The sequence below is a fragment of the Streptococcus sanguinis SK49 genome, assembly GCF_000212815.1.
GTDB classification, from domain to species: Bacteria; Bacillota; Bacilli; order Lactobacillales; family Streptococcaceae; genus Streptococcus; species Streptococcus sanguinis_C.
Genome location: NZ_GL890985.1, coordinates 867,325 through 889,462, shown reverse-complemented (window position 1 = coordinate 889,462; position 22,138 = coordinate 867,325). Strand labels below are relative to the sequence as shown.

Sequence of the window (22,138 nt, the reverse complement as noted above, 5' to 3'; positions counted from 1 at the left end):
TGGACGCGGACGTACTTGCAGATACCGACGCACTCGTCGATGCGGACGTACTTGCGCTCACGGATGCGCTAGTAGACGCGGACATGCTTGCAGACACAGACGCGCTCGTTGAAGCAGACGTACTTGCAGACATAGACGCGCTAGTAGACGCTGAGGTGCTTGCACTCACAGATGCACTCGTCGAGGCTGAGGTACTTGCGGATACCGACGCACTCGTCGAGGCTGAGGTACTTGCGCTTACGGACGCACTTGTCGATGCGGACGTGCTTGCACTCACTGAGGCGCTAGTGGACGCGGACGTACTTGCGCTTACGGACGCACTCGTCGACGCTGAAGTACTTGCAGATACAGATGCACTTGTCGACGCTGAGGTGCTTGCACTCACTGACGCACTTGTTGAGGCTGAGGTACTTGCACTTACCGACGCGCTCGTGGACGCTGAGGTGCTTGTACTTACAGACGCACTCGTTGATGCGGAGGTGCTTGCGCTTACGGACGCGCTAGTCGACGCAGACGTACTTGCGCTTGTAGACGCACTCGTGGAAGCCGAAGTACTAGCACTTACCGATGCGCTAGTGGACGCAGAGGTCTTAATTGACACAGAAGCACTCGTAGACGCCGAACTGCTTGCTGAAGTTGAGGCACTAGCAGAGGCTGACTTACTTTCCGCAATAGATTCGATTGTTGAGGTAGAGGCACTGACGGATGCGGAGGTGCTTGCAGATTTGGAAGTACTTCCATCTCTTGTATCAATAAATTTACTTCCGTCAATAATGTCTTTTCTACCATCTCTATATGTGATAGTCGTTGTACCATTGTTTGAGACAGTAATACCAGTGACGTAATTGGAATTTAAAACATCTTGAGCTCTTAAATCGGGATTGCTCTTCTTGACAGCTTCACGAACTAAATTTTTTTCTACTTCTGTTAATTGATTTGGATTATTGACAAATACGGTATTTTCGGGTGTCTTAATTCTAAATCGAATAATCAGTTTAAACTGACCATTGACTTCAGCTACCTTCGCAGCATCATCCATTTCTTTCCGAGTTACATTTACATTTCCCGCGGCATCCGTAGCTACAACATAACGAGTGTAATCACCAATTGTTGTGTCTATTGGAACATTACCAAAAATTCTAACTTTTAACTGATTCCCTACTTGAGTCACAGAATACTGCAACCATTCAGTGCCTCTACCAGGTTGGTTATTATATAACCAGCGAACAACCGTTTTAGCCAAATCAAAAGCATTTGAATTATCTGTTACTGTCGCAAAATATTCAAATGACTCACCACGATAAACAGTAATTTCACTTGGAACATCAACAACTGGTCTTTCTGTGTCCTTTTCAACAACCGTTGTGTTATATCCTGCTTTATCCCAACTTCCATTTGTCGTAGCAGCAACTTGTTCAAACTCAAGCGGTAGGTTTGTATTGGTAATTTTTTTATCACTTGTTACTAAGCGGAGTCCAAGTTTGACTTCCCCACCGGTATCGTTTACTTGAGTAGTAATTCTGAGAACATTATTGTTAACAGATTCACCAGTATACAGATTCCAAGCGCCGCCTGAATTGTAGACTCCACCATTTGCAGCATTTTTACCGTTTATCGTTACTGTACGAGTTTCCTGATTACCACTTATAGATACTAGTGCACCAAGATTAGACTTCACTTGTCTTGGTGTTAGGTTAATCGTCCAAGTCAAAAGTCGAGTAGTATCATCAAAACTTGTTGTGACACTTTGAATCATGTCCCCTTTTACATCATGATATTCAACATTAGGACCAGCTTCAATTACTGCCCGACGCGTTCTTCTCCGACCTGTCTGGCTAGAAGCTTCTGATGCTTGTTTCTGGCTCCTTGTAGAAGCCCCGCTCTCCGATGTAGAAGAGATAGGTGACTGACTGGCAGAGACTGACTCTGATGCACTAGCGCTTGCACTCACTGAATCAGATGTACTTGAAGATACTGAAAGAGACTCAGATACACTTAAGGAATCTGAGACTGACTGAGATGCGCTGGCACTGATAGAGGCAGAGTTAGACTGTGACATTGACTCTGAAGCTGAGATGCTGGCAGAGATAGACACACTGACAGAAGCACTAGCACTGGCTGAGGATGTATCAGATAGAGACTCTGACTCAGTATGTGAGCTTGCCGTTGCGGTTGCTGCTTCAGCAGCACTGCTTTCTTCTCCTAAAACTGTTTCACCACGTGTCGCTAAAACGTCTGTCGTGTCAATGACCTTTTCCAGAGCCTGACCTTCTTCTGCATGGACAGTTGTGCTTGTCACAACAGCTCCGCCCAGCACGGCTCCCGTGGCGACAATGCCCCTCAAAAAGTCTATGCCGCTCTTCTTATCGGTAACTTGTTCTTCCGTTACCTTGAGCTCGATCGATGAAAGGCCTCCCCCCCTTCATTGATCTAAAAAGGCCGAACTGTGATGTCGCAGCACGCAGCCAATGCTTACCCGATTTAATCAGCTTAAAACGAGTCACACGCTCTACTTCATGATACTTACCTTTTTGGCGTTTAAAAAACATGTATTCCCCTCATAATAATCTTATCACTATTAAAAATATTATACTGTTCTATTTTATCACAAGCTAATAAAAAAGGGCAGAATCCTTTATTACAATTATGTGAAAATTATAAAAAAGTCTAGAATAGCAAAAAAACGCCGAAGCGTTTCTGAATTGAACGGAAGACATGGGATTCGAACCCACGCACGCTTTTACACGCCTACTGCGTTTCCAACACAGCCTCTTAAGCCTCTTGAGTAATCTTCCACAAAAGAGAAAGCCCAGCTTTCTCAAAACTTTAACCATTATACCACATTGCAGCCCCAACCGCCATAGTTTCCGTTAAATTTTTTCACAAATTCAACCAAAGTCCAAACATTTTGGTTCAAATCAAAGATTTCTGTCGTATCCATACGAATCACGTGCAGCTGATATGGTTTGTCCGCATCTTCTATCTTTTCAGCAGATACGAGGCTATAGCCCAGCTCTTCGACATCCTTTAGGAAACCATCTCGATCTTCCTCCGAAGCAAAATAGGCCCAATGGTCAATCTCGCGCTCCTGACTATGATCATCGCCATCCTGCTCTAGCTGGTACCAGACCCGCTGGTTAAGAATTGTCTGATACTCGTATTCATTAGGATAGAGAAAGTCAAAGTACTGATTCCATTCCTCGTCTTCTAGGGTTGCCGAGTCATAGCGGCGATCTGGAAAGTCGCGCATCACGTTCGAAATTGGCTCCAGATGGCTTTTCTTGTCTTGCAGATAGTAGTAAAACTCAATATTTCCATCTGTCGTAATCACACCAACATGAATGCCACCGACTTGCCCTAAAGCCTCAGAAAGCCGATCCTCAATCACATTCAGCTCTTTAAACTCATCACTAGATGGAAAACCTGTCTCCCCATCGTACTGGAGGAGCGTTACCTTGAGCCTCATAGCATAAGCATAGAGAGGATAGGGTGCCTCATCAGCCAAAGCTAGATTCAGACGGATACTAGCCAACTTGTCATCTATATAGGTTGAGAAAGAGCCCCACTCACTCGGAAAAGTATCTTCAGAAGGCACATCAAGCACTGCTTCTTCAACCTTTTCTACTTTCTCTTCCTCTTGCTTCTTACCAAACAGATTCTTAAAAAAACTCATATCAAACTTCCCTTAATACTTATGAAATCAACCCAATAGAAATACAAATATTTCCTTTGTCGTCACTAACATCATTGTATTACTTTTTCAGATAGAAATCAAGATTTCCTGAAGATCGTAAAAGCAAAAAACGCTGATTTCTCAACGTTTTAGAAGGATTTTAAAATAATGGAGCCGGTGGGAGTCGAACCCACGTCCAAACATCTGCTAACACATTTGTCTACAACCATAGGCTATGTATTGGTTTAACTTCACTTTGACACATAGCTCAAGCCCAAGTCAAGCGAGTCTATCAATCTCTTGCAAAATCCCTAGACTAGACCTTGCCGTAGCTTGCTCATAATAAGACCTGTCATCAGACACAAGCAATCCGAATCGGGTCACGCTGGCTGGTTTTTAGGCAGCTAAAGCGTAAGAATTGTTATTTTTTGCAGTTATATTTAACTGGCGTTTTACATCCGCTAGATGGGTTGCAAAATGTGCCGCATAATGCCTGTCGAATCCGTAACGACCCCAAGACAATAGGAACATTATAACAGAATCTACTAAAAAAAGCAAAAGCCTGCATACAGCAGGCCAGCACTCACTATCAGTTCTTAGCGAATCCCCAAAGCAATCCGAGCATAGCGGCTCATCTTTTCCACCGTCCAAGCAGGGTACCAAACCAACTTAACATCCGTCTTGGTAACCTCTGGAACATCTGACATGGCATCATAGATCTGGTCCGTCAGAAGATCCGCCAGAGGGCACCCCATGGTTGTCAGGGTCATATCGATTTCCGTTTCCCCATTGGTCTCATCAAAACGGATTTCATAGATTAGACCTAGATTGACAATATCAATCCCCAACTCTGGGTCGATGACCTGCTCCAAGCTCTCTAAAATACGCGTTTTAATCTTTTCAACTTCTTCAGGGGTGTATTTTTTTTCTGACATACAATATCCTCCTTATAGATATAGCAGAAATTTCAAGTTAGCTTGAGGAGGCTTTTCTTTGCAGCTAGGATTGCCGACTTGACGCTTTCCTGCTCTGCCCCTCCTTGCTCTTAACTTTTTAATCTTCAATAAAGTCTCTGAGTGGTTTACTGCGGCTTGGATGGCGAAGTTTACGCAGGGCCTTGGCTTCAATCTGGCGGATCCGCTCGCGGGTTACATTGAAGACCTTGCCGACATCTTCTAGTGTCCGCATTTTTCCATCGTCCAGACCAAAGCGCAGACGCAAGACGTTTTCCTCGCGGTCTGTCAGCGTATCCAAGACCTCATCCAGCTGTTCACGAAGGACGACACGAGTAGTATAGTCGACTGGATTTTCAATCACTTCATCTTCGATAAAGTCTCCCAGATGACTGTCATCTTCCTCACCGATAGGCGTCTCCAGAGAAACAGGCTCTTGAGCAATCTTGAGAATCTCACGAACCTTGTCTGGGGTCATATCCATACGCTCAGCGATTTGCTCTGGCGTCGGGTCTTGACCCAATTCCTGCAAGAGATTGCGTTGCTCGCGGACCAGCTTGTTAATGGTTTCCACCATATGGACCGGAATCCGAATGGTCCGAGCTTGGTCAGCAATCGCACGGGTAATGGCTTGACGGATCCACCAAGTCGCATAAGTTGAAAACTTAAATCCTTTGGTGTAGTCAAACTTATCAACGGCTTTCATCAGCCCCATGTTTCCTTCTTGAATCAAATCAAGGAACTGCATACCACGGCCGACATAACGCTTAGCAATGGAAACAACCAGACGAAGATTGGCCTCAGCCAGACGCTGCTTGGCTTCCAAGTCTCCCTGTTCTACCAAGATAGCCAGTTCCTGCTCTTCTTCATTGCTGAGAAGGGGCACAACCCCGATTTCTTTCAGATACATGCGGACTGGATCATTGACCTTAGCTGAATTGCTACCTAGGAGTTCTTCATCCGTCAACTCCGCTTCTTCCTCTTCGTTATTTAAGACGCGCGCGCTGGGATTTCCTTCCTTATCTGTAATTGAGATGCCAGCATCCTGAATGCGCTGCAGCAAATCCTCAATTCCATCAGCGTCCAAAGTGAAAGGGATGACCAGCTGGTCATTGATTTCATCATCTGTCGCAACCCCTGTCTGCTTGTGGTTGCGGATAAATTCTGCAATTTGAACGTCAAATGTTGTTACTTCTTTTTGTTTTGTAGCCATTCCTACTCCATTCTTCTTTTTTGCTCAATCAAGCGCTCTAGCTCGGACAGGGCTGTATCCGTATCTCCGCTGTGAGAGGCTTCTCGAATCTTTTTACTAATAAACTGATTATGCTTGCGCAATATCTCCCGCTCTCTGGTTTCTTCCACTTCTTTCAATTCATCTTCCAAAACCTCATCCGGCAAGTCTTCTTCCAAGACTCGGTACCAAGCCTGCTGGACATGATCCGGCAGCTGGGACAAATCCTGCGGTGTCACCTCACCATTTGCCAGCAAAATCTCATACAAGGTCTGCAATTCTTCCGAGTCAAAGACAAAGTCTTCTCTCAGCCGATATTGGTTCAAAATCAAAGGATGATGCAGCATGCGGTGGAAGATATGATTTTCCGCCCTCATGAGACGAGTCAGCCGGTTCGACGGCGAAAACTGCATGACGACTGCCTGAGACTGCTGAATCGGCGCCTCCTGACTGCGACTAGAGCGCTCAGCCAGACGACTGTTATTCACCGTCTGCTCCACCTGCTGATAGTCAAAGTCCGGCAGCAACTCAGCCAGCATGTAAATATAGGAGTTCTGAGCTGTGATGGACTTGGTCTTCGCAATAATCGGCGCCATCTTCTCTACAAACTCAATCTGAGCCTGTAGATTTTCAATATTATCTGGTTTCAGATGATGCAGCAGAAACTCCACATTACTTATTCGCGTTTTGCTCAGCAAATGCTGCAAGTCTTCCTCAGAATTTTTAGCAAGAAACTCATCCGGATCCAAATTATCAGGAATCCGAACAATTTCCACCGTCATATCTCTCAGCTCATCCAAGGCCTTAGCAGTCGCTGCTTGCCCAGCCCTATCTCCATCGTAAGACAGGATAATCTTCTTGCAATACTTGCTCAGGTGCTGGACATGCTCAGGCGTCAGAGCAGTTCCCATAGAAGCCACTGCATTTTCAATCCCGGCCCGATAAGCCGCAATCACATCCATAAAGCCTTCCATCAGATAAACCTCATGGCTCTTCTTGATAACCGGCTTGGCCTTATCTAGGTGATAGAGCTCGTAGCTTTTATTGAAAATAGCGGTGCTGCGGCTGTTTTTATACTTGGCCTGATGACCATCTGAAGCCGCCTCTTGCCAAATCCGTCCGGAAAAGGCTACAACCTGTCCACTGTCATTGGTTAGGGGAAACATAATTCGGTTCTGAAAGGCATCATAGACCAGATTATTCTCCGCCAGATTGAAGAGGCCCGAGTTCATGATGGTATTCTCATCAAACTTACCAGCCATACTCTTATGAAGATAATTGCCCTCATTAGGAGCCAGCCCGATTTGAAAATGCTTAAGAACATCATCTGTCAGCCCGCGCTGGTAGAGATAAGCCCGCGCTTCCTCTCCCATCTTGGTCGTCATCAGGACCGCATGGTAAAATTTCGCTGCCTCGGTATGGATATCGTAGAGAGCCTGGTGCGGATGGCTTTGTCTCGGTCGGTCATTGCCCGCTGTCTCTACAGCCAAGGGAATCCCTGCCCGCTCTGCTACAATCTGAACAGCTTCCATAAAGGAAACGCCTCGATAATCCTCAATGAATTTGAAGACATCGCCCGACTTGCCGCAGCCAAAACAGTGATAAAACTGCTTGTCCTCTACAACGTTAAAAGAGGGCGTCTTTTCGCCATGAAAGGGACAGAGTCCCAGAAAATTCCGTCCAGCCTTAGTCAAGGCCACCGTTTCTCCTATGACATCGACGATATTGACGCTGTTTTTAATTTCAGAAATGATTTCTTTATCAATCAAGAGACAATACCTCCAATTTATCATAGAATATCATTCTATATTTTATACTAAAATGATGCAAATGTAAAATATTTGACAAGCAAATATCTTGAGGATGTCATATAAATAAGCTATAATATAATCTCATTAATAAATTCTTGAAAGGAAAGAAAGAATGTTAAAGGATCTTAAAGAATTCTTGCTGCGCGGGAACGTGATTGATTTGGCAGTCGGTGTGATCATCGCCAACGCCTTTGGAGCAATCGTCACTTCATTGATTACTGACGTAATCACTCCTCTCTTCCTCAACCCAATTTTGAAAGCTGCAAAATTGGAGCAAATTTCTCAATTGAAATGGAATGGGATCGCTTATGGTAACTTCTTGAGCGCCGTGATTAACTTCTTGGTAATCGGTACTGTTCTTTTCTTCATCGTCAAGTCTGCTGAAAAAGCACAAAGCCTTGCTAAGAAGAAGGAAGAAGTTGAAGAAGCGCCAGCTGGACCAACTGAATTGGAAGTCCTGCAAGAAATCAAAGCTTTGTTGGCTGAGAAAAAATAAAGAGAATTCACTGATGAAAATCAGTGTTTTTTTCTTGCCTGTTGCTCATGATCATCCTCTTCTCTCCAAAGAGCGAAAACAAAAAACAGACCGGAGTCTGCTTTTTTGTTCAATTAGAATTTTTTACGTTTACGAGCTGCTTCTGATTTGCGTTTGCGTTTTACAGAAGGCTTTTCATAGAATTCACGTTTGCGTGTTTCTTGAAGAGTACCAGCTTTAGTAACCGCACGTTTGAAACGACGAAGTGCATCATCAAGTGATTCATTCTTGCGTACTACTGTTTTTGACATTTTTTTCACTCCCTTCAAGTCCAAAATCTATATAATCATACCACATATAGAAAAGAGTGTCAAGTATTTTCTGTAAGTATGATGTAGCTCCTTTTTATGATACAAACAAGAAGACCAACTGCTCTGCTGCAGCTGGTCTTCTTTTGCTTAGAGGGTTTTACGCTTCTTAGCAGCTTTGGAAAGGGAAATGTCCTGCACCTTATCATAGAACAGGAACTGCTGAATGAGCTCCCTGTCAGTCATGTCAGGATTCAAGTCAACAACATAGTCTAGCTTAATAGACTTCTTTTCAACCGACTTGAGAGAGGTCAGTTCAGCTGATTTACAAATCGTTTCAAAGATAGCATCAAAGAGTACTTCGTAGTCAAAGTCAGTTGGAACCTGAACCTGGACATAACGTCTGGTCGGACTGACTGAAGTAAAGCTCATCTTTTCAAAGAGCATCCAGATGCCTGAAATAGCTAGAGTAAAGACAATTCCCAGTGCTACAAAGCCCATCCCTGTTGTAATCCCGATAGCCGTCGCCATAAAGATAGCTAAGAGCTCCTTGGAGCCACCTGCAGCCGACCGGAAGCGAATCAAGCTAAAAGTCCCTGCTACGGCGACACTGGTACCCAGATTTCCATTAACCAAGAAGATGATAATGGAAATAATGGCTGGCAAAAGGGAGAGGGTGACGACAAATTCCTTGGTATAAATGGTTTGGCGCTTATAGACCTTGGCCAAGATAATTCCTAAAACCACACTAGTTGCTAGTGAAAAAATCAATGCTAAAGGATTTATCTTGACTTCCGTAGAGGAGTAGATACTGTTAAATAACTGATTAAGCATAAACTACCTCCTTAGGCCTTGACTGTTTGAGTCAGCCTTTCTTTAGTTTTCAGGTAGGCATTGCCGTATTTTGAAAAGGACTGGTCTTCAAGACCGTATTTATTCAGAATATCAGCCAACCACTGAGGATATTGACCAGGAACCTTGATTTCCATAATCACCTTGTCGTCATCCAGCAAGGGCAGTCCATAGCGGCCTAAAGCCAAGTCTACATCATAATCTCGGTAGCGGATGTTGGAATCAACTGTCACACGTACCTTTTTATCTTCCAATCCTCTCATAGAGTAGCGGTCATAGCTAATCACCATTTTTGGCTTCAAGTCTATATAGCGCTCCTGTAACTGCTCCACTTCTGCCTTGACCCGGTCATCAGAAATAGTATGGTCTGCCACACCATTCACAATATAGTTGGTCACGGAGAGAGGATTAGAAACCAAACGATATTTGAAGCCTACTTCATCACGTTTCTTCTTGATTTCTAAGAAAACTTGACTATCATCATTTGGCTGCTCAGCATAAGTCCGCATCCGCATTTTTTCGCGACCGCCTTTTCTGGCAATGGAATCCTGAATCATCTGGAACTCATCATTATCAAAATACACATTGGAAATGGTTGATGTCGCATAATCATCTGCGGTGAGGTAAGGTCTCATGTCAGCTTCAAGACGAGCTAGCATTGCTCGGTCAAGAATATACTTCGTTTCGATTCGTTGGAAATTTGTTTGGATTTGCTTTTGTTTCATTTGAATTCTCCTTTGATTCTACAAATGTAGTTTGTTCTTTTAAAAGAAATAGAGCTTCCGCTCTGCATCCTACAAGCGTCTGGATAGGCTTTGCTTTCTTCTCCTTTCCAAGCAGTATTTTTCAAAAACATTCTACAAATGTAGTTTATAAGTATATTCTACAATTGTCGTTTATGAATGTCAAGAAAAAAGATAAATAATCTTTCAGTTTTTTTAGCATTAGGAAACGAAGTACAAACTGTAAGCAAAATCGACCTAAAATAAAGATAAACTGATGACAAACTGCTCTTGGAGGATTGTCAAATCCCCCTTTGAGAAGATAATAAAATTCTACCAGTCTAAGCTTTTAAGAAACTTAAACTGGCAGAATCCTTTATTTAATCGTCATCATGGTCATCATCATCGTCCGGATCATCGGTGTCTGTCGTATGAGAGGAACTGTGCTGAGACGGAGTTTGAACAGTCGCTGTACTGGCTCCAGTAGAGCCCGCTGCTCCCGTATTTCCTGCACCTGCAGTAGAGCTGTTATCAGCTGGAGTTGATGCAGCAGACGAGGATGGACTGACTTCTTTTTCAACTGTTACTGTCTTTTCGACAATGGTATGCTGTTTGGATTGGATTAGTTTTCCATCCTTAGCATTGACAATGGTTTCATGAGCTGTTTGCCCGTGAGAGAAGCGGATTTTATAGGTGTCTTTCTCACGCGAAATTTGTAAATCTTTAATATCTGTTTCAGAAAGAGACAGCTCTTTTAAGACGGATGCTAGTGCCTGACGCTGACTGAGCCCTTGAGACTGTTTTTGTCCTGCAACAGGTCTGCTTTGTTGAGCAGCTGGACTTTCTAGAGCAAAGACCGAGCTAGTCAAGAGCAAAAGGAGAGGAACGGCCACTACAAAAGCAGCAGACAGAAACCTCTTAGGCAGGCGGTTATCCATGATACCGACAATCCGCCGCTTGAGATTAAACTTGTCAGAGTAAAAGCAGGTTGTCAGAGCAATTGGAGTCTTCTTACTGCGGTCTATCATGGTCAGAATCGTTTCGCCGTAGAAAGTCCGATACTCTGTATCTCTACTGCTCAGAACATCATAGTCACAGTACATTTCTCCTGCTTCCTGAGTTTCACGGCAGGCAAAGCGGACAACCGGGTTAAACCAGTGCAGACTCTTGGCAAAAATTCCCAAAAGATTAACTAAAACATCGCGGTGCTTATAGTGGGTCAGCTCATGCTTGAAAATCAGCTGCAGCTCTTCCTCCGTGTAGTCCAACTCTGGCAGCACGATTAAAATATCTCTGAAACCTAGCAGCATAGGACTTTGGGACATAGGATAGTGGAGCAGATGAATCCGGCCCTTAACTCGCATCTCCTGTTGAACAGCCTGTAGCTGAGCCATCGCTTCTTCGTCCTGAAACTCCGTGCCCCAGCGCTTCAGCATCTTTCTGAAGCGAATATAAGAATAAGCATATCTTCCAATACTAAAGACAAAGCCAATCAGCCAGATGGCAAAGAGAATTTCAAACCAAGGTAAGCCCAGAAAAGCCTCCCATAGATTTGGCTGGGCAACTTTTTCAACTGCTGGAGAAGCGCCCTGAGCACCACCTGTCTGGGTGGCAGTCACTGCTGTCTGAACTACCGATCCTGTATTCAGCCGAATCAGGCCTGAGCCAAATTGGGGACGGAACGGAAACAGAAAACTCAGCAATATCAAAAACCAAATAAAATACTTCACTCTGACCGAAATCTTAGTCTTAAAGGCCGTAAAAAGCAGACTAAGCAAAAGCACCAAAATGGATGTCGACAAACTGGTCAGCAGAAAAGAAAGAAGGAACTGTTTCATGCTTATCCCTCCATCCTACTTTCCTTGGTTGAGCAAACTGCGCAGCTCATCCAATTCATTTTCCGAAAAGGAGTTAGAAGAAAAAAGTGTTTTGACAAACCCGCCCATAGAACGGCCGCTGTGACGTTTCAAGAAATCCGAAGCCTCAACTTCCAGATACTCATCTTCTGAGATCAAGGCTGTATACTGCCTTTCACGCCCCTTGCGGACACTTTCTAAAAAGCCCTTTTCAGTCAAGCGAGCCAAGACTGTCAGCAAAGTCTGAGGCTTCCAGTGATTGTCTGGTCCCAGCTTTTCCATGATACGGGCAGAGGTCGTTGGGGCAGGCAGCTGCCAAATTACTTTTAAAATAGTAAATTCCCCGTCCGGCAAACGTTTAATAGATCTTTTCATCGTTCCCACGCACTTTCTAAATTAATGCTATTTCTAATTTTATTCTACACTTGTCTAATAAAAAAGTCAATCATTATATAAAAAAAGAGTGGGAAATCAATTTTCCTCACTCTATTAGAAAAATAAACTAAGCAGGGTCAGCATAGCCAGCCCTCCTTGCTTAAGCAGGATTTTGGGGTCACTGGTCACTGCACCGTAAGCTGCCACCAAGATGATATAAACCATAAAAATTCCCAGCCAAAACGAACTAGGCTGTACAAAGGCCGCAATCAAGACCAAAACAGCTATCAATCCGTTATAAACTCCTTGGTTTTTGAAAAGTGTATTGACCGACTGCTGCTCCAACTCCTCTTGCGACATACCGAAAACCCGAGCTGTCGCTGCAGAAGTCGTCGCGATGGTCTCCAAGTACAGGATGTAGAAAAATTCTAAGGCAACCAAGCTTGCCAAAATCAGTGTAATAATAGACATTTTGCCCTCCTAAAATAAATAATGAAACTTAGTATAACACAGACTGACTGGAACTGCGAAAACATTGCTCAAAAATGGACATTCTGTATAAAAATAAACACTAAAAATACTGAAGAAAAAAAGCGTAGCAGAAATCAGCAATTTCTGACTAGATGTGATACAATCTTTTTTGAAAAATGGAGGTAAATTATGTTAACCTATGATTTAATTGTCATCGGCTTTGGGAAAGCCGGTAAAACATTGGCAGCCAAAATGGCGGCTCAAGGAAAAAAAGTTGCTTTGATTGAGCGAAGCAAGGCTATGTACGGGGGAACCTGTATCAATATCGCCTGCATCCCAACCAAGACCCTGCTTGTCGCAGCTGAAAAAGGCCTGGCTTTCGACCAAGTCATGGCTGAAAAGAATGCTGTAACCAGCCGTCTCAACGGGAAGAACTACGCAGCAATCGGTGGTGCTGGTGTTGACATCATTGATGCGGAAGCTCATTTCCTTTCCAATAAAGTCATTGAAATCACAGCTGGCGATGAGAAAGAGGAACTGACTGCTGAAACTATTGTCATCAATACCGGTGCTGTTTCCAATGTCCTGCCAATTCCAGGACTGACTGATACTAAAAATGTTTACGATTCAACTGGCATCCAAAATCTGAAGGAACTTCCTAAACGTTTAGGAGTTCTGGGCGGCGGTAACATCGGCCTAGAATTTGCTGGACTCTACAATAAATTGGGCAGTCAAGTAACTGTACTGGATGCTGCTCCTGTCTTTCTCCCTCGAGTAGAGCCTTCTATCGCTGCTCTAGCTAAGCAGTACATGGAAGAAGACGGAATCCAACTCTTACAAAATGTACGTACCACACAGGTCAAAAATGATGGTGACGAAGTTGTAGTTGTGACAGAATCTGGAGAATTCCGCTTCGATGCCCTTCTCTATGCTACCGGCCGTAAGCCCAATATTGAACCACTACAGCTGGAAAATACAGATATCGAGCTGACAGAGCGCGGAGCGATTAAGGTCGATAAGCACTTGGAAACATCTGTACCTGGTGTATTTGCAGCGGGCGATGTCAATGGCGGTCTGCAGTTCACTTATATCTCACTGGATGACTTCCGCATCCTTTATAGCTATCTGGCTGGCGATGGCAGCTACACACTGGAAGACCGTAAGAACGTCCCTACCAGCATGTTCATCACACCGCCTTTGGCTCAAATCGGATTGACTGAAAAGGAAGCCCAAGAGCAAGGATTGCCGATTGCAGTGAAGGAGATTCCTGTCGCAGCAATGCCTCGTGGACATGTCAATGCTGACTTACGCGGTGCCTTCAAGGCTGTTGTCAACACTGAAACCAAGGAAATCGTCGGAGCAACTATCTTCTCAGCTGGAGCTCAGGAAATTATCAATATCCTGACTGTAGCCATGGATAATAAGATTCCTTACACCTACTTGAGCAAACAAATCTTCACTCATCCAACTCTGGCTGAAAACCTCAATGATTTATTTGCTATCTAATTTTAAGCCCCTAATGGGGCTTTTAAGATGCCTTTAAAACATTTACTTACATTTCAATCCCTTTTTGTGGTACAATAATGCTAGTTTATTTTAAAAAGATTGAGGAAGATTATGTCTGAACTGTATGATATTACGATTGTCGGTGGCGGTCCAGTTGGCCTATTCGCAGCTTTTTACGCTCATCTGCGCCAAGCCAAGGTTAAAATCATTGATTCCCTGCCTCAGCTGGGCGGTCAGCCGGCTATTCTTTATCCAGAGAAGAAGATTCTGGATGTCCCTGGCTTTACCAATCTAAGTGGCGAAGAGTTGACACAGCGTCTGATTGAGCAGCTGGAAACTTTCCAGACTGAGATTTGCCTCAATGAAACAGTGCTGGATATCGTCAAAGCGGATGATGGCTTTACCATCACGACTTCTCAAGCTCAGCATCAGACCAAAACCATCATCATCGCCATGGGAGGCGGCGCCTTCAAACCGAGAGCTTTAGAGCTAGATGATGCTGAAAGCTACAGCAACCTTCACTATCACGTTTCAAACATCAGCCAGTACGCAGGCAAAAAGGTTGTTGTTCTGGGCGGCGGCGACTCGGCTGTTGACTGGGCACTAGCTTTTGAAAAAATCGCAGAAACTAGCCTGGTTCATCGTCGGGACAACTTCCGGGCTTTAGAGCATAGTGTGGAAGAACTCAAGGCTTCTAGCGTTGAGATTAAGACACCATTTGTACCGAGTCGATTGGTTGGTGAAAATGGCAAGATAACCCACTTGGAAATCAGCCAAGTTAAAGGAGAGGAAAGTCAGCTTCTGCCTCTGGATCACCTCTTTGTCAACTACGGTTTTAAATCCTCTGTCGGCAATCTCAAAGATTGGGGCTTGGAGCTCAACCGTCACAAAATTTTGGTCAATAGCAAGCAAGAAACTTCCGTGCCAGGTATCTATGCAGCTGGTGACTGCTGCAGCTACGAGGGAAAGATTGACTTGATTGCGACTGGGTTAGGTGAGGCACCTACTGCTGTCAACAATGCCATTAACCATATCTATCCTGAGCAAAAAGTCCAACCCAAACATTCTACAAGCCTATAAAAAAACAGCTGCCGAGCTCAAGCTCAGCAGCTTTTATAATTCATCTGCGATTTTATTGATTTTTCTCAAGCGATGATTGACGCCGCTCTTAGTCAGTGGCCGGCTCAGACTATCAGCTAGCTGCTGGATGGAGTAGTCTGGATGTTGGATACGAAGCTGGGCTACCTCCTGCAGGTCTACAGGTAAACTCTCGATACCAATATTGTCGCTGATTTTGGCAATATTGTTGATGGTTTTCATACTGGCTGTAACCGTGCGAGCGATGTTCGCTGTCTCCGCATTATTAGCACGGTTGAGGTCATTGCGCGCTTCCCGCATGAGCTTAAGAGACTCAAACTCAGCCATGGCTTCCATAGCACCGATGACAATGAGAAAATCCATGATGTCCTCAGCCCGCTGCAGATAAGTGACAGCCCCCTTCTTACGCTCAATGGTCTTGGCATCCAGCAGAAAACGCCGCATCAAGGCAGCCAAATCTTCAGCATGATCCAGATAAACGGACAAGATTTCCAGCTGGTACTTGCCTGAGTCTGGCTCTCGCATGCTGCCATTTGAGAGAAAGGCTCCCCGGAGGTAGGCTCGGCTAGCTTCGTCATCTGACAAAATGGTCTGATCAATCCCGGCCTCGATACCAAAAAAGGAGTCAGCCAAGTGCAGGTCAGATAGGATTTCTTCCACTTTCTGATCCAGAAATACTGTGTATACACGGTTCTTGCGCAGATTAGTCTTCTGATGGTGGCGGATTTCTGACTTGACCTGATAAAGGTCAGATAGCAACTCATAGAGATGGCGGGCAATTTTGGCATTTTCTGTTGTGACAGACAGGGTCAAACCACTGCTGGCCAAGCCCAAACTGCCAGACATCTTAATCATGGCTGACAGCTCATTTTTATCTCTGCTTGCCAGACTCAGCAGTTCTTCTTTTACTTTTACTGTAAAGCTCATTTGCGTACCTGTATAATCTGCATCAATTCGTCAACAACCAACTCACCATCATGGAAAGCTCCGCCATTTTCCAAACGCAGAAAATTCGAAGAAATAACGCGCGGAACCTGCTCTTGTAAGCCTTGAAAATCATGCTCCACCTGTACCAGATATTCGTCAAACTGGTTGCTGTCCATGTACTCATGAGGGACAGGTTCGATATTAACCAAGACTGTATCTACAAACTTCCTGCCTAAATGACGGTGCAGGACTTGGACGTGATCGCTGTCTGAAAAATGCTCTGTTTCGCCTCGCTGGGTCATAATATTGCAGACATAGGCCACTTCTGCCTTGGTGTCTAGAAGAGCTTGGCCAATTTCCTCAATAACGAGATTAGGCAAGATAGAGGTAAATAGTGAACCTGGTCCCAGAACCACCATATCGCTTTCTAAGATGCTCTCGACTACCTTTTTACTGGCAGCAGGCTTCTTGTCATCATAGGTATTGGTAACATAGACCCGCTCAATCATCCCGCTCTTGCTGGTCAGATTGCTTTCACCGACAACTTCCGTCCCATCTGCAAACACAGCATGCAGAGTTAGGGGGGTGTCGCTAGAAGGATAGATTTTGCCTGTCGTGTGGAAGAACTTGGTCAGAAGCTGCATGGCATTATAGGTTGAGCCCTGCATTTCGGAAATGCCGGCAATAATCAGATTGCCCAAGGGATGCCCCGCTAGAACGCCATCTCCTTCCGCAAAGCGATACTGGAAGACCTTCTCATAGAATTTTGGCATGTCAGACATGGCTACCAGAACATTTCGAAGGTCACCTGGCGGAGTCAGCTGCTGGATGTTTTTCCGCAGCTCACCAGAACTGCCTCCATCATCTGCTACTGTGACAATGGCTGTAATTTCTACGTCCTTTTTACGTAGGCTGTCTAAAATAACTGAAATTCCTGTTCCACCGCCAATGACTGTAATTCTTGGCTTTCTCATGAGCGGTTCACCGTTTCTTTCCGACGGTTTTTGTCGCGGTGACTGGCATTGACCGGCCAATTTTTAGCCAAATCATCTGCTAAGCGCTGAGCAAAGGCTACACTGCGGTGCTGACCACCCGTACAGCCCACAGCAATAGTCAGGATAGACTTACCTTCCTTCTGATAGCCTGGCAAGATCGGCTCTATCAAGCCCAGCAGATGCTGATAAAATTCTTCTGACTCGGCATGGTTCATGACATAGTCAAAGACATCCTTGTCCAAGCCTGTCTGATTGCGCAGCTCAGTCATATAGTAGGGATTGGGCAGAAAGCGCACATCAAAGACCAAGTCTGCATCCAAAGGCAGACCGTATTTGAAACCAAAACTCATGACTTCAATACGGAAACTGTGCATCTCGTCCTGATTTGAGAATTGCTCAGAGATGGTCTTTCTGAGCTCCCGTGGTGTCAAATCTGTTGTGTCCACAACATTTTGGCTAAGATTCTTCAGAGGGGCTAAAAGTTCGCGCTCCAGTTTAATCCCATCTAAAATCCTTCCATCAGCTGCCAACGGATGGCTGCGACGCGTTTCCTTGTAACGAGCCACTAACTCCTTATCCGCCGCATCTAGGAAAAGAATCTTAAAATCAATATTCTCATTCTGCTCTAATTCATCCAAAACGTTCTGGATTTGCAAAAAGAAGGAACGGCTGCGCATATCGACAACCAGAGCCAATTTATCATTGTCAGTGGTCCCTTCGACTAGCTTCAAGAACTTCGGCACCAGAGTTGGCGGCATATTATCAATGGTAAAATAACCTAAGTCTTCAAAAGACTGAATGGCTACGGTTTTCCCCGCCCCGCTCATTCCAGTCACAATGATAAGCTGAATTTTCTTCTCAGACATAATAATCCTTTCATCAGATAGAATCTGTCAAAGAGTGGTTTTCCCCCGCTCTTTTTTAGAGAATCTCGGCAATAACCTCGATCTCAATCTTCACATCCTTAGGCAGACGAGCAACTTCGACTGCTGAACGAGCTGGAAATGCTTCTGTAAAGGCTGTTTTGTAAACTTCATTAAAGGCCACAAAATCATTGATATCACTCAAGAAGCAAGTAGCCTTGACCACATGATCAAAATCTGTTCCAGCGGCTTCCAAAATGGCTGAAACATTTTTCAGTACCTGCTGGGTCTGCTCTTCAATAGTTGCCCCAATGATTTCTCCAGTCTCAGGAGACAGGGGAATCTGCCCACTCGCAAACAAAAGATTGCCGACAATTTTTCCTTGAACATAAGGTCCAATCGCTGCTGGTGCTTTATCTGTATGAATCGTTTTTGCCATAATTATCACTTCTCCTACTTATTTTTTTCATTATACCATAAAAAGATGGGGGTGGCCATGTTAGGCTTACTCCCATTGACTTTTTCCTTATTTTTATTTATGATAGAAAAACAGAGAAATCAAAACCTCGGTTTTGGACTGGTTCGAAAACTTCCCAGAATAAAAAACTAAGTGCCTTTATATTGTATATAAAATGTCTTGCGCATAGTTTTTTTGCTGTCTCCTCGATTAGTCAGACAGTTAAGAGGTTGGGACCGATTGTCTCAACCTCATTTTTATATAGGCAAAGGAGAACTCATGAAAAGAAAAGTCATTATCGACTGCGACCCTGGTATAGATGATAGTCTAGCTCTAATCTATGCCATTCAGCATCCCGATCTAGAAGTTGTAGCACTGACCATCGTTGCTGGAAATGTCCCAGTAGACCTTGGTGTTGAAAATGCCTTTAAAATATTAGAAAAACTGAACCGGCTAGATATACCAGTCTATGCAGGGGCAGACAAGCCTCTAGTCCGCGATTTCGTTTCAGCCCAGGATACCCACGGTATGGATGGTTTAGGCGAGAGCGGAATCAATCGAACAAGCAATTGTCAGCCCCAGCCTCAGAAAGCCTCTGAATTTCTGGCTACCTATTTCCAAAAGGCTCAGGACACTTCCCTTATCACCTTAGGACCATTGACTAATCTAGCAATGGCAATAAAGCAAAATCCCCAAATTGGAAAACATATCAAACGCTTTGTCAGTATGGGCGGCAGCTACAAATCTCATGGCAACTGCTCACCTGTAGCCGAGTATAACTACTGGTGTGACCCACACGCCGCTCAATTTGTCTATCAAAAGTTAGGCCGAAAAATCGAGATGGTTGGACTAGATGTCACACGCGCCATCGTCCTCACCCCCAATCTATTAGAGTACATGCGTTTCCTGCAGCCAGAAGTAGCTGAGTTTGTCGGCCGTATCACGCGTTTCTACTGGGACTTTCACTGGGAATACGAGCACATCATCGGCTGTGTCATCAACGATCCGCTGGCTATTGCTCATTTTCTGTATGAGGACCTTTGTGCGGGCTTCGACTCCTATGTTGAAGTCGTAACCGAAGGCATTGCTCTTGGACAGACTGTGGTTGATGCTTATGACTTCTATCATAAACCAGCCAATGCCTATATTGCAACTCAAGTCAGTCCCTCACTCTTCTTCCAAAACTTCTTAGCCATTCTCCTGAATCAGCCTAAGGAAACGATTGCTCAAGACCTATCATCATTTTTATGAGGAAAACTTTATCATGAAAAAATCAACACCCCTTATCCTAAGCTTCTTATCTATCTGTATCGCTCTTAACTACGTGGGAGCTAATATTGCACTATTTCTGAAATTACCTGTCTATCTAGATACCTTTGGAACGATTCTGGCTAGCTTGACTTTAGGGCCTCTTGCTGGGGCTGGCGTTGCCTTTCTCAGCGCCCTCATTGGCTGGATGACAACCGATATCTTTTCTCTCTACTACTCGCCAGTCGCTATCATCATCGCTCTTTCAGCAGCTTGGTTTTTTAAAGAAAAAGGAAGCTTAAAGCTCAGTCTTCTCTGGAAAACCCTATTGGTAGCCCTTCCGGGTACCCTAGTAGCCTCTGCAATCACTGTCCTGCTCTTCGGAGGCATAACATCCAGCGGATCCAGTCTCATCGTCCAAGCCCTGCGGGGAATGGGAGTCAACCCCGTCCTTAGTATCGTCCTCGTCCAAATACTAACTGACTATGCAGACAAGCTTATCGTTCTAGGTGTCTGCCTAGCTGCTCTCCCTCGAATAAAAGCAGTTAGTCCTAAAATCTTTGCTTAAAACAAAGGTTAATTACCTTAACGAATACATCTTTAGCGCTAAAAAGCAGCTGACTAGGATTATTTCCTGCTTAGCTGCTTTTTATCTTATTCCTCTTCTGCTTTCGCTAATGCTTCTCTTTCCAGACGCAGCTTGCGCTTAGGGTTGAGTTTATTAAAGAGCTCTTCTAGCTTTTCTGCATTCCAGACGTCGGCTGCAGAGACAAAGTTTCCATTTTCATCGCGAAAGGATATTGGTTTATCACCCATTGCAAGCCTCCTTAGTCAACGAATTCAAACTCAAACTTGCCGATGCGAACCAAATCCCCATCCTTGGCTCCGTGATCACGAAGGGCTTCATCAACGCCCATACCACGCAGCTGACGGGCAAATTTCATGACTGCCTCATCGCGGTCAAAGTTAGTCATATTAAAAAGTTTCTCAAGTTTATCACCAGACAGCACCCAAGTCGCATCATCATCACGAGAAATTTCAAAGGCTGGTGCTTCTTCGTCAAAGCCATAGTAAGCTTCTTCTTCCATTTCAGACTCATCATAAAGCAAGAACTCTGGTGTCTTATCCAGTAACTCTGCAGTCGCATCCAAGAGAGTCGCAAGTCCTTGCTTAGTCAGACTGGAAATTGGGAAGATTTGTGGCAGCTCCGCAAACTCATCATAATTAGCCGCTAATTTCTCTTTGAATACCTTGAGATTTTCAGCACTATCTGGCATATCCATCTTGTTAGCAACAATAATCTGCGGGCGCTCCATAAGACGAAGATTATAGGATTCCAACTCTTTATTGATAGCTAGATAGTCCTCATAAGGATCACGCCCCTCACTAGCTGACATATCGATGACATGCAGGATGACCCGTGTCCGCTCAATATGACGGAGAAACTGAGTTCCCAGTCCGACCCCTTGGCTGGCTCCCTCAATCAAACCTGGTAGATCTGCTACTGCAAAGGACTCTCCAGAGTGAGTACGAACCATTCCTAGATTGGGAACGATTGTCGTAAAATGATAGGCACCAATCTTAGGCTTAGCTGCTGTGATAACACTAAGCAGAGTTGATTTTCCGACAGATGGGAAGCCAACCAGACCAACATCTGCTAGGACCTTAAGCTCAAGCAGAAGCTCCCGTTCTTGACCTGGTTCTCCGTTCTCAGAAATCTCTGGAGCAGGATTTTTAGGCGTTGCAAAGCGGATATTTCCACGACCACCTCGGCCACCACGCGCTACGATAAATTCTTGGCCATTTTCTACCAAGTCCGTCAGCACCTTGCCCGTCTCAGCATCACGAACCGTCGTCCCCTGCGGTACACGAACAATCAAGTCCTCAGCTCCACGGCCATGCATACCCTTGGTCATACCCTTTTCACCAGACTGAGCCTTGAAGTGGCGATTGTAGCGAAAATCCATCAGGGTGCGCAGGCCCTCGTCTACAACAAAAACAACATTGCCGCCACGACCGCCATCACCGCCCCAAGGACCGCCATTAGGAACATATTTTTCACGGCGAAAGGCCACCATGCCATCGCCACCATTGCCAGCCTTAACTTGAATCTTGGCCGTATCTAAAAACATACTCATTTTTTCTATTCTCTTTTTCTAGTCTAAAAAAACGCCCTGAAGCGTTTGGATTAAAAGATTGCGCTGAGAGCGGAAGCAAAGATAGCTCCAACTGTCACGATGAGCATGATAATCACGACCAGCATCGTCAATTTTTCAAATCCTGTTTTTTTACGTTGTCCGTTATCTCCAAAAGCCAC

Annotated in this window: 22 protein-coding genes, 1 tRNA gene, 1 other RNA gene, 1 pseudogene and 1 riboswitch; of the genes and pseudogenes, 5 read left to right on the top strand and 20 right to left on the bottom strand. The window is 44.7% G+C overall.

What is annotated here, in order from left to right; all coding sequences use genetic code 11:
• The 7 genes and pseudogenes from HMPREF9380_RS11430 to dnaG form a co-directional block, all read right to left on the bottom strand.
• Positions 1 to 2,549, bottom strand: a pseudogene (locus HMPREF9380_RS11430) (accessory Sec-dependent serine-rich glycoprotein adhesin); the annotation flags it as partial.
• A 158-nt stretch (positions 2,550 to 2,707) separates the two neighbouring features.
• Positions 2,708 to 2,795: transfer RNA gene (locus HMPREF9380_RS06570), tRNA-Ser, on the bottom strand.
• A 38-nt stretch (positions 2,796 to 2,833) separates the two neighbouring features.
• Positions 2,834 to 3,673 carry a DUF695 domain-containing protein gene (locus tag HMPREF9380_RS06575; RefSeq protein ID WP_002933026.1) on the bottom strand — a complete coding sequence of 280 codons (840 nt, stop codon included), beginning with the start codon at positions 3,671 to 3,673 and terminating at the stop codon, positions 2,834 to 2,836.
• 166 nt (positions 3,674 to 3,839) lie between these two features.
• Positions 3,840 to 4,188, bottom strand: a transfer-messenger RNA (tmRNA) gene (gene ssrA / locus HMPREF9380_RS11425).
• Between the two features lie 81 nt (positions 4,189 to 4,269).
• A complete protein-coding gene (locus HMPREF9380_RS06580) occupies positions 4,270 to 4,608 on the bottom strand; it encodes a metal-sulfur cluster assembly factor (protein ID WP_002933024.1) in 339 nt (112 codons plus the stop codon).
• Positions 4,609 to 4,726: 118 nt separating this feature from the next.
• Positions 4,727 to 5,839, bottom strand: coding sequence for an RNA polymerase sigma factor RpoD (gene rpoD / locus HMPREF9380_RS06585; RefSeq protein WP_002933023.1), 1,113 nt, complete (start codon positions 5,837 to 5,839; stop codon positions 4,727 to 4,729).
• Positions 5,840 to 5,841: 2 nt separating this feature from the next.
• Positions 5,842 to 7,626, bottom strand: coding sequence for a DNA primase (gene dnaG / locus HMPREF9380_RS06590; RefSeq protein WP_328270366.1), 1,785 nt, complete (start codon positions 7,624 to 7,626; stop codon positions 5,842 to 5,844).
• 154 nt (positions 7,627 to 7,780) lie between these two features.
• Here dnaG and mscL point away from each other — a divergent pair, with 154 nt between their 5' ends.
• Complete coding sequence (mscL, locus tag HMPREF9380_RS06595; RefSeq protein WP_002933021.1) at positions 7,781 to 8,164, top strand: large conductance mechanosensitive channel protein MscL; 384 nt, start codon at positions 7,781 to 7,783, stop codon at positions 8,162 to 8,164.
• A 113-nt stretch (positions 8,165 to 8,277) separates the two neighbouring features.
• On the opposite strand, the gene rpsU is transcribed toward mscL, so the two are convergent.
• From rpsU to HMPREF9380_RS06625, 6 genes are all read right to left on the bottom strand, one after another.
• Positions 8,278 to 8,454, bottom strand: coding sequence for a 30S ribosomal protein S21 (rpsU, locus tag HMPREF9380_RS06600; RefSeq protein WP_000048054.1), 177 nt, complete (start codon positions 8,452 to 8,454; stop codon positions 8,278 to 8,280).
• Between the two features lie 147 nt (positions 8,455 to 8,601).
• Positions 8,602 to 9,285 (bottom strand): DUF4956 domain-containing protein, encoded by a 684-nt coding sequence (locus tag HMPREF9380_RS06605; protein ID WP_002933020.1) that lies wholly within the window; start codon positions 9,283 to 9,285, stop codon positions 8,602 to 8,604.
• An 11-nt stretch (positions 9,286 to 9,296) separates the two neighbouring features.
• Positions 9,297 to 10,028 carry a polyphosphate polymerase domain-containing protein gene (locus HMPREF9380_RS06610; RefSeq protein ID WP_002906906.1) on the bottom strand — a complete coding sequence of 244 codons (732 nt, stop codon included), beginning with the start codon at positions 10,026 to 10,028 and terminating at the stop codon, positions 9,297 to 9,299.
• Between the two features lie 377 nt (positions 10,029 to 10,405).
• Complete coding sequence (locus tag HMPREF9380_RS06615) at positions 10,406 to 11,863, bottom strand: M56 family metallopeptidase (RefSeq protein ID WP_002933018.1); 1,458 nt, start codon at positions 11,861 to 11,863, stop codon at positions 10,406 to 10,408.
• Positions 11,864 to 11,878: 15 nt separating this feature from the next.
• Positions 11,879 to 12,256 carry a BlaI/MecI/CopY family transcriptional regulator gene (locus HMPREF9380_RS06620; RefSeq protein WP_002933016.1) on the bottom strand — a complete coding sequence of 126 codons (378 nt, stop codon included), beginning with the start codon at positions 12,254 to 12,256 and terminating at the stop codon, positions 11,879 to 11,881.
• Between the two features lie 114 nt (positions 12,257 to 12,370).
• A complete protein-coding gene (locus HMPREF9380_RS06625) occupies positions 12,371 to 12,727 on the bottom strand; it encodes a DUF1304 domain-containing protein (protein ID WP_002933015.1) in 357 nt (118 codons plus the stop codon).
• A 189-nt stretch (positions 12,728 to 12,916) separates the two neighbouring features.
• On the opposite strand from HMPREF9380_RS06625, the gene HMPREF9380_RS06630 reads away from it, so the two are divergent.
• Positions 12,917 to 14,233 (top strand): FAD-containing oxidoreductase, encoded by a 1,317-nt coding sequence (locus tag HMPREF9380_RS06630; RefSeq protein ID WP_002933014.1) that lies wholly within the window; start codon positions 12,917 to 12,919, stop codon positions 14,231 to 14,233.
• Positions 14,234 to 14,344: 111 nt separating this feature from the next.
• Positions 14,345 to 15,313, top strand: coding sequence for an NAD(P)/FAD-dependent oxidoreductase (locus HMPREF9380_RS06635; RefSeq protein ID WP_002933013.1), 969 nt, complete (start codon positions 14,345 to 14,347; stop codon positions 15,311 to 15,313).
• Between the two features lie 33 nt (positions 15,314 to 15,346).
• Here the strand turns inward: HMPREF9380_RS06635 and whiA are convergent, their stop codons facing one another.
• Genes whiA through HMPREF9380_RS06655 form a run of 4 tightly spaced genes read right to left on the bottom strand, consistent with a single transcriptional unit; the run spans position 15,347 to position 18,555 of the window.
• The gene (whiA, locus tag HMPREF9380_RS06640; RefSeq protein ID WP_002933012.1) at positions 15,347 to 16,258 is read right to left on the bottom strand and encodes a DNA-binding protein WhiA; all 912 of its coding nucleotides are present in this window, start codon (positions 16,256 to 16,258) and stop codon (positions 15,347 to 15,349) included.
• Entirely contained in the window at positions 16,255 to 17,232 is a 978-nt protein-coding gene (locus tag HMPREF9380_RS06645; protein ID WP_002895961.1) for a YvcK family protein, read from the bottom strand. The genes whiA and HMPREF9380_RS06645 overlap by 4 nt, the downstream gene beginning before the upstream one ends.
• Positions 17,229 to 18,119, bottom strand: a complete 891-nt coding sequence (gene rapZ / locus HMPREF9380_RS06650) for an RNase adapter RapZ (RefSeq protein ID WP_002933011.1) — start codon at positions 18,117 to 18,119, stop codon at positions 17,229 to 17,231. Before rapZ ends, HMPREF9380_RS06645 begins: the two co-directional genes overlap by 4 nt.
• A gap of 55 nt (positions 18,120 to 18,174) precedes the next feature.
• Entirely contained in the window at positions 18,175 to 18,555 is a 381-nt protein-coding gene (locus tag HMPREF9380_RS06655) for a RidA family protein (protein ID WP_002929929.1), read from the bottom strand.
• 132 nt (positions 18,556 to 18,687) lie between these two features.
• Positions 18,688 to 18,732: riboswitch (PreQ1 riboswitch) on the top strand.
• A 120-nt stretch (positions 18,733 to 18,852) separates the two neighbouring features.
• On the opposite strand from HMPREF9380_RS06655, the gene HMPREF9380_RS06660 reads away from it, so the two are divergent.
• Together HMPREF9380_RS06660 and HMPREF9380_RS06665 are read left to right on the top strand one after the other, a co-directional pair.
• Positions 18,853 to 19,824, top strand: a complete 972-nt coding sequence (locus HMPREF9380_RS06660) for a nucleoside hydrolase (protein WP_002933007.1) — start codon at positions 18,853 to 18,855, stop codon at positions 19,822 to 19,824.
• Positions 19,825 to 19,837: 13 nt separating this feature from the next.
• Positions 19,838 to 20,389 carry an ECF transporter S component gene (locus HMPREF9380_RS06665; protein WP_002933004.1) on the top strand — a complete coding sequence of 184 codons (552 nt, stop codon included), beginning with the start codon at positions 19,838 to 19,840 and terminating at the stop codon, positions 20,387 to 20,389.
• Between the two features lie 86 nt (positions 20,390 to 20,475).
• On the opposite strand, the gene HMPREF9380_RS11910 is transcribed toward HMPREF9380_RS06665, so the two are convergent.
• The 3 genes from HMPREF9380_RS11910 to HMPREF9380_RS11420 are packed head-to-tail and all read right to left on the bottom strand — an operon-like array spanning position 20,476 to position 22,138.
• Complete coding sequence (locus tag HMPREF9380_RS11910; protein ID WP_002895966.1) at positions 20,476 to 20,637, bottom strand: hypothetical protein; 162 nt, start codon at positions 20,635 to 20,637, stop codon at positions 20,476 to 20,478.
• Between the two features lie 11 nt (positions 20,638 to 20,648).
• Complete coding sequence (obgE, locus tag HMPREF9380_RS06675; protein WP_002933001.1) at positions 20,649 to 21,959, bottom strand: GTPase ObgE; 1,311 nt, start codon at positions 21,957 to 21,959, stop codon at positions 20,649 to 20,651.
• Between the two features lie 50 nt (positions 21,960 to 22,009).
• Positions 22,010 to 22,138 carry a DUF4044 domain-containing protein gene (locus HMPREF9380_RS11420; protein WP_002895969.1) on the bottom strand — a complete coding sequence of 43 codons (129 nt, stop codon included), beginning with the start codon at positions 22,136 to 22,138 and terminating at the stop codon, positions 22,010 to 22,012.

What these genes read in the sequence shown, in the direction of transcription:
- HMPREF9380_RS06610 (WP_002906906.1), bottom strand. Translation starts at nt 10,028, where the DNA reads ATGAAACAAAAGCAAATCCAAACAAATTTCCAACGAATCGAAACGAAG.
- rpsU (WP_000048054.1), bottom strand. Translation starts at nt 8,454, where the DNA reads ATGTCAAAAACAGTAGTACGCAAGAATGAATCACTTGATGATGCACTT.
- rpoD (WP_002933023.1), bottom strand. Translation starts at nt 5,839, where the DNA reads ATGGCTACAAAACAAAAAGAAGTAACAACATTTGACGTTCAAATTGCA.
- HMPREF9380_RS06665 (WP_002933004.1), top strand. Translation starts at nt 19,838, where the DNA reads ATGAAAAAATCAACACCCCTTATCCTAAGCTTCTTATCTATCTGTATC.
- HMPREF9380_RS06635 (WP_002933013.1), top strand. Translation starts at nt 14,345, where the DNA reads ATGTCTGAACTGTATGATATTACGATTGTCGGTGGCGGTCCAGTTGGC.
- HMPREF9380_RS06615 (WP_002933018.1), bottom strand. Translation starts at nt 11,863, where the DNA reads ATGAAACAGTTCCTTCTTTCTTTTCTGCTGACCAGTTTGTCGACATCC.
- HMPREF9380_RS11910 (WP_002895966.1), bottom strand. Translation starts at nt 20,637, where the DNA reads ATGGGTGATAAACCAATATCCTTTCGCGATGAAAATGGAAACTTTGTC.
- HMPREF9380_RS06575 (WP_002933026.1), bottom strand. Translation starts at nt 3,673, where the DNA reads ATGAGTTTTTTTAAGAATCTGTTTGGTAAGAAGCAAGAGGAAGAGAAA.
- HMPREF9380_RS06630 (WP_002933014.1), top strand. Translation starts at nt 12,917, where the DNA reads ATGTTAACCTATGATTTAATTGTCATCGGCTTTGGGAAAGCCGGTAAA.
- HMPREF9380_RS06605 (WP_002933020.1), bottom strand. Translation starts at nt 9,285, where the DNA reads ATGCTTAATCAGTTATTTAACAGTATCTACTCCTCTACGGAAGTCAAG.
- HMPREF9380_RS06645 (WP_002895961.1), bottom strand. Translation starts at nt 17,232, where the DNA reads ATGAGAAAGCCAAGAATTACAGTCATTGGCGGTGGAACAGGAATTTCA.
- obgE (WP_002933001.1), bottom strand. Translation starts at nt 21,959, where the DNA reads ATGAGTATGTTTTTAGATACGGCCAAGATTCAAGTTAAGGCTGGCAAT.
- mscL (WP_002933021.1), top strand. Translation starts at nt 7,781, where the DNA reads ATGTTAAAGGATCTTAAAGAATTCTTGCTGCGCGGGAACGTGATTGAT.
- HMPREF9380_RS06580 (WP_002933024.1), bottom strand. Translation starts at nt 4,608, where the DNA reads ATGTCAGAAAAAAAATACACCCCTGAAGAAGTTGAAAAGATTAAAACG.
- HMPREF9380_RS06625 (WP_002933015.1), bottom strand. Translation starts at nt 12,727, where the DNA reads ATGTCTATTATTACACTGATTTTGGCAAGCTTGGTTGCCTTAGAATTT.
- rapZ (WP_002933011.1), bottom strand. Translation starts at nt 18,119, where the DNA reads ATGTCTGAGAAGAAAATTCAGCTTATCATTGTGACTGGAATGAGCGGG.
- HMPREF9380_RS06660 (WP_002933007.1), top strand. Translation starts at nt 18,853, where the DNA reads ATGAAAAGAAAAGTCATTATCGACTGCGACCCTGGTATAGATGATAGT.
- whiA (WP_002933012.1), bottom strand. Translation starts at nt 16,258, where the DNA reads ATGAGCTTTACAGTAAAAGTAAAAGAAGAACTGCTGAGTCTGGCAAGC.
- HMPREF9380_RS06620 (WP_002933016.1), bottom strand. Translation starts at nt 12,256, where the DNA reads ATGAAAAGATCTATTAAACGTTTGCCGGACGGGGAATTTACTATTTTA.
- HMPREF9380_RS06655 (WP_002929929.1), bottom strand. Translation starts at nt 18,555, where the DNA reads ATGGCAAAAACGATTCATACAGATAAAGCACCAGCAGCGATTGGACCT.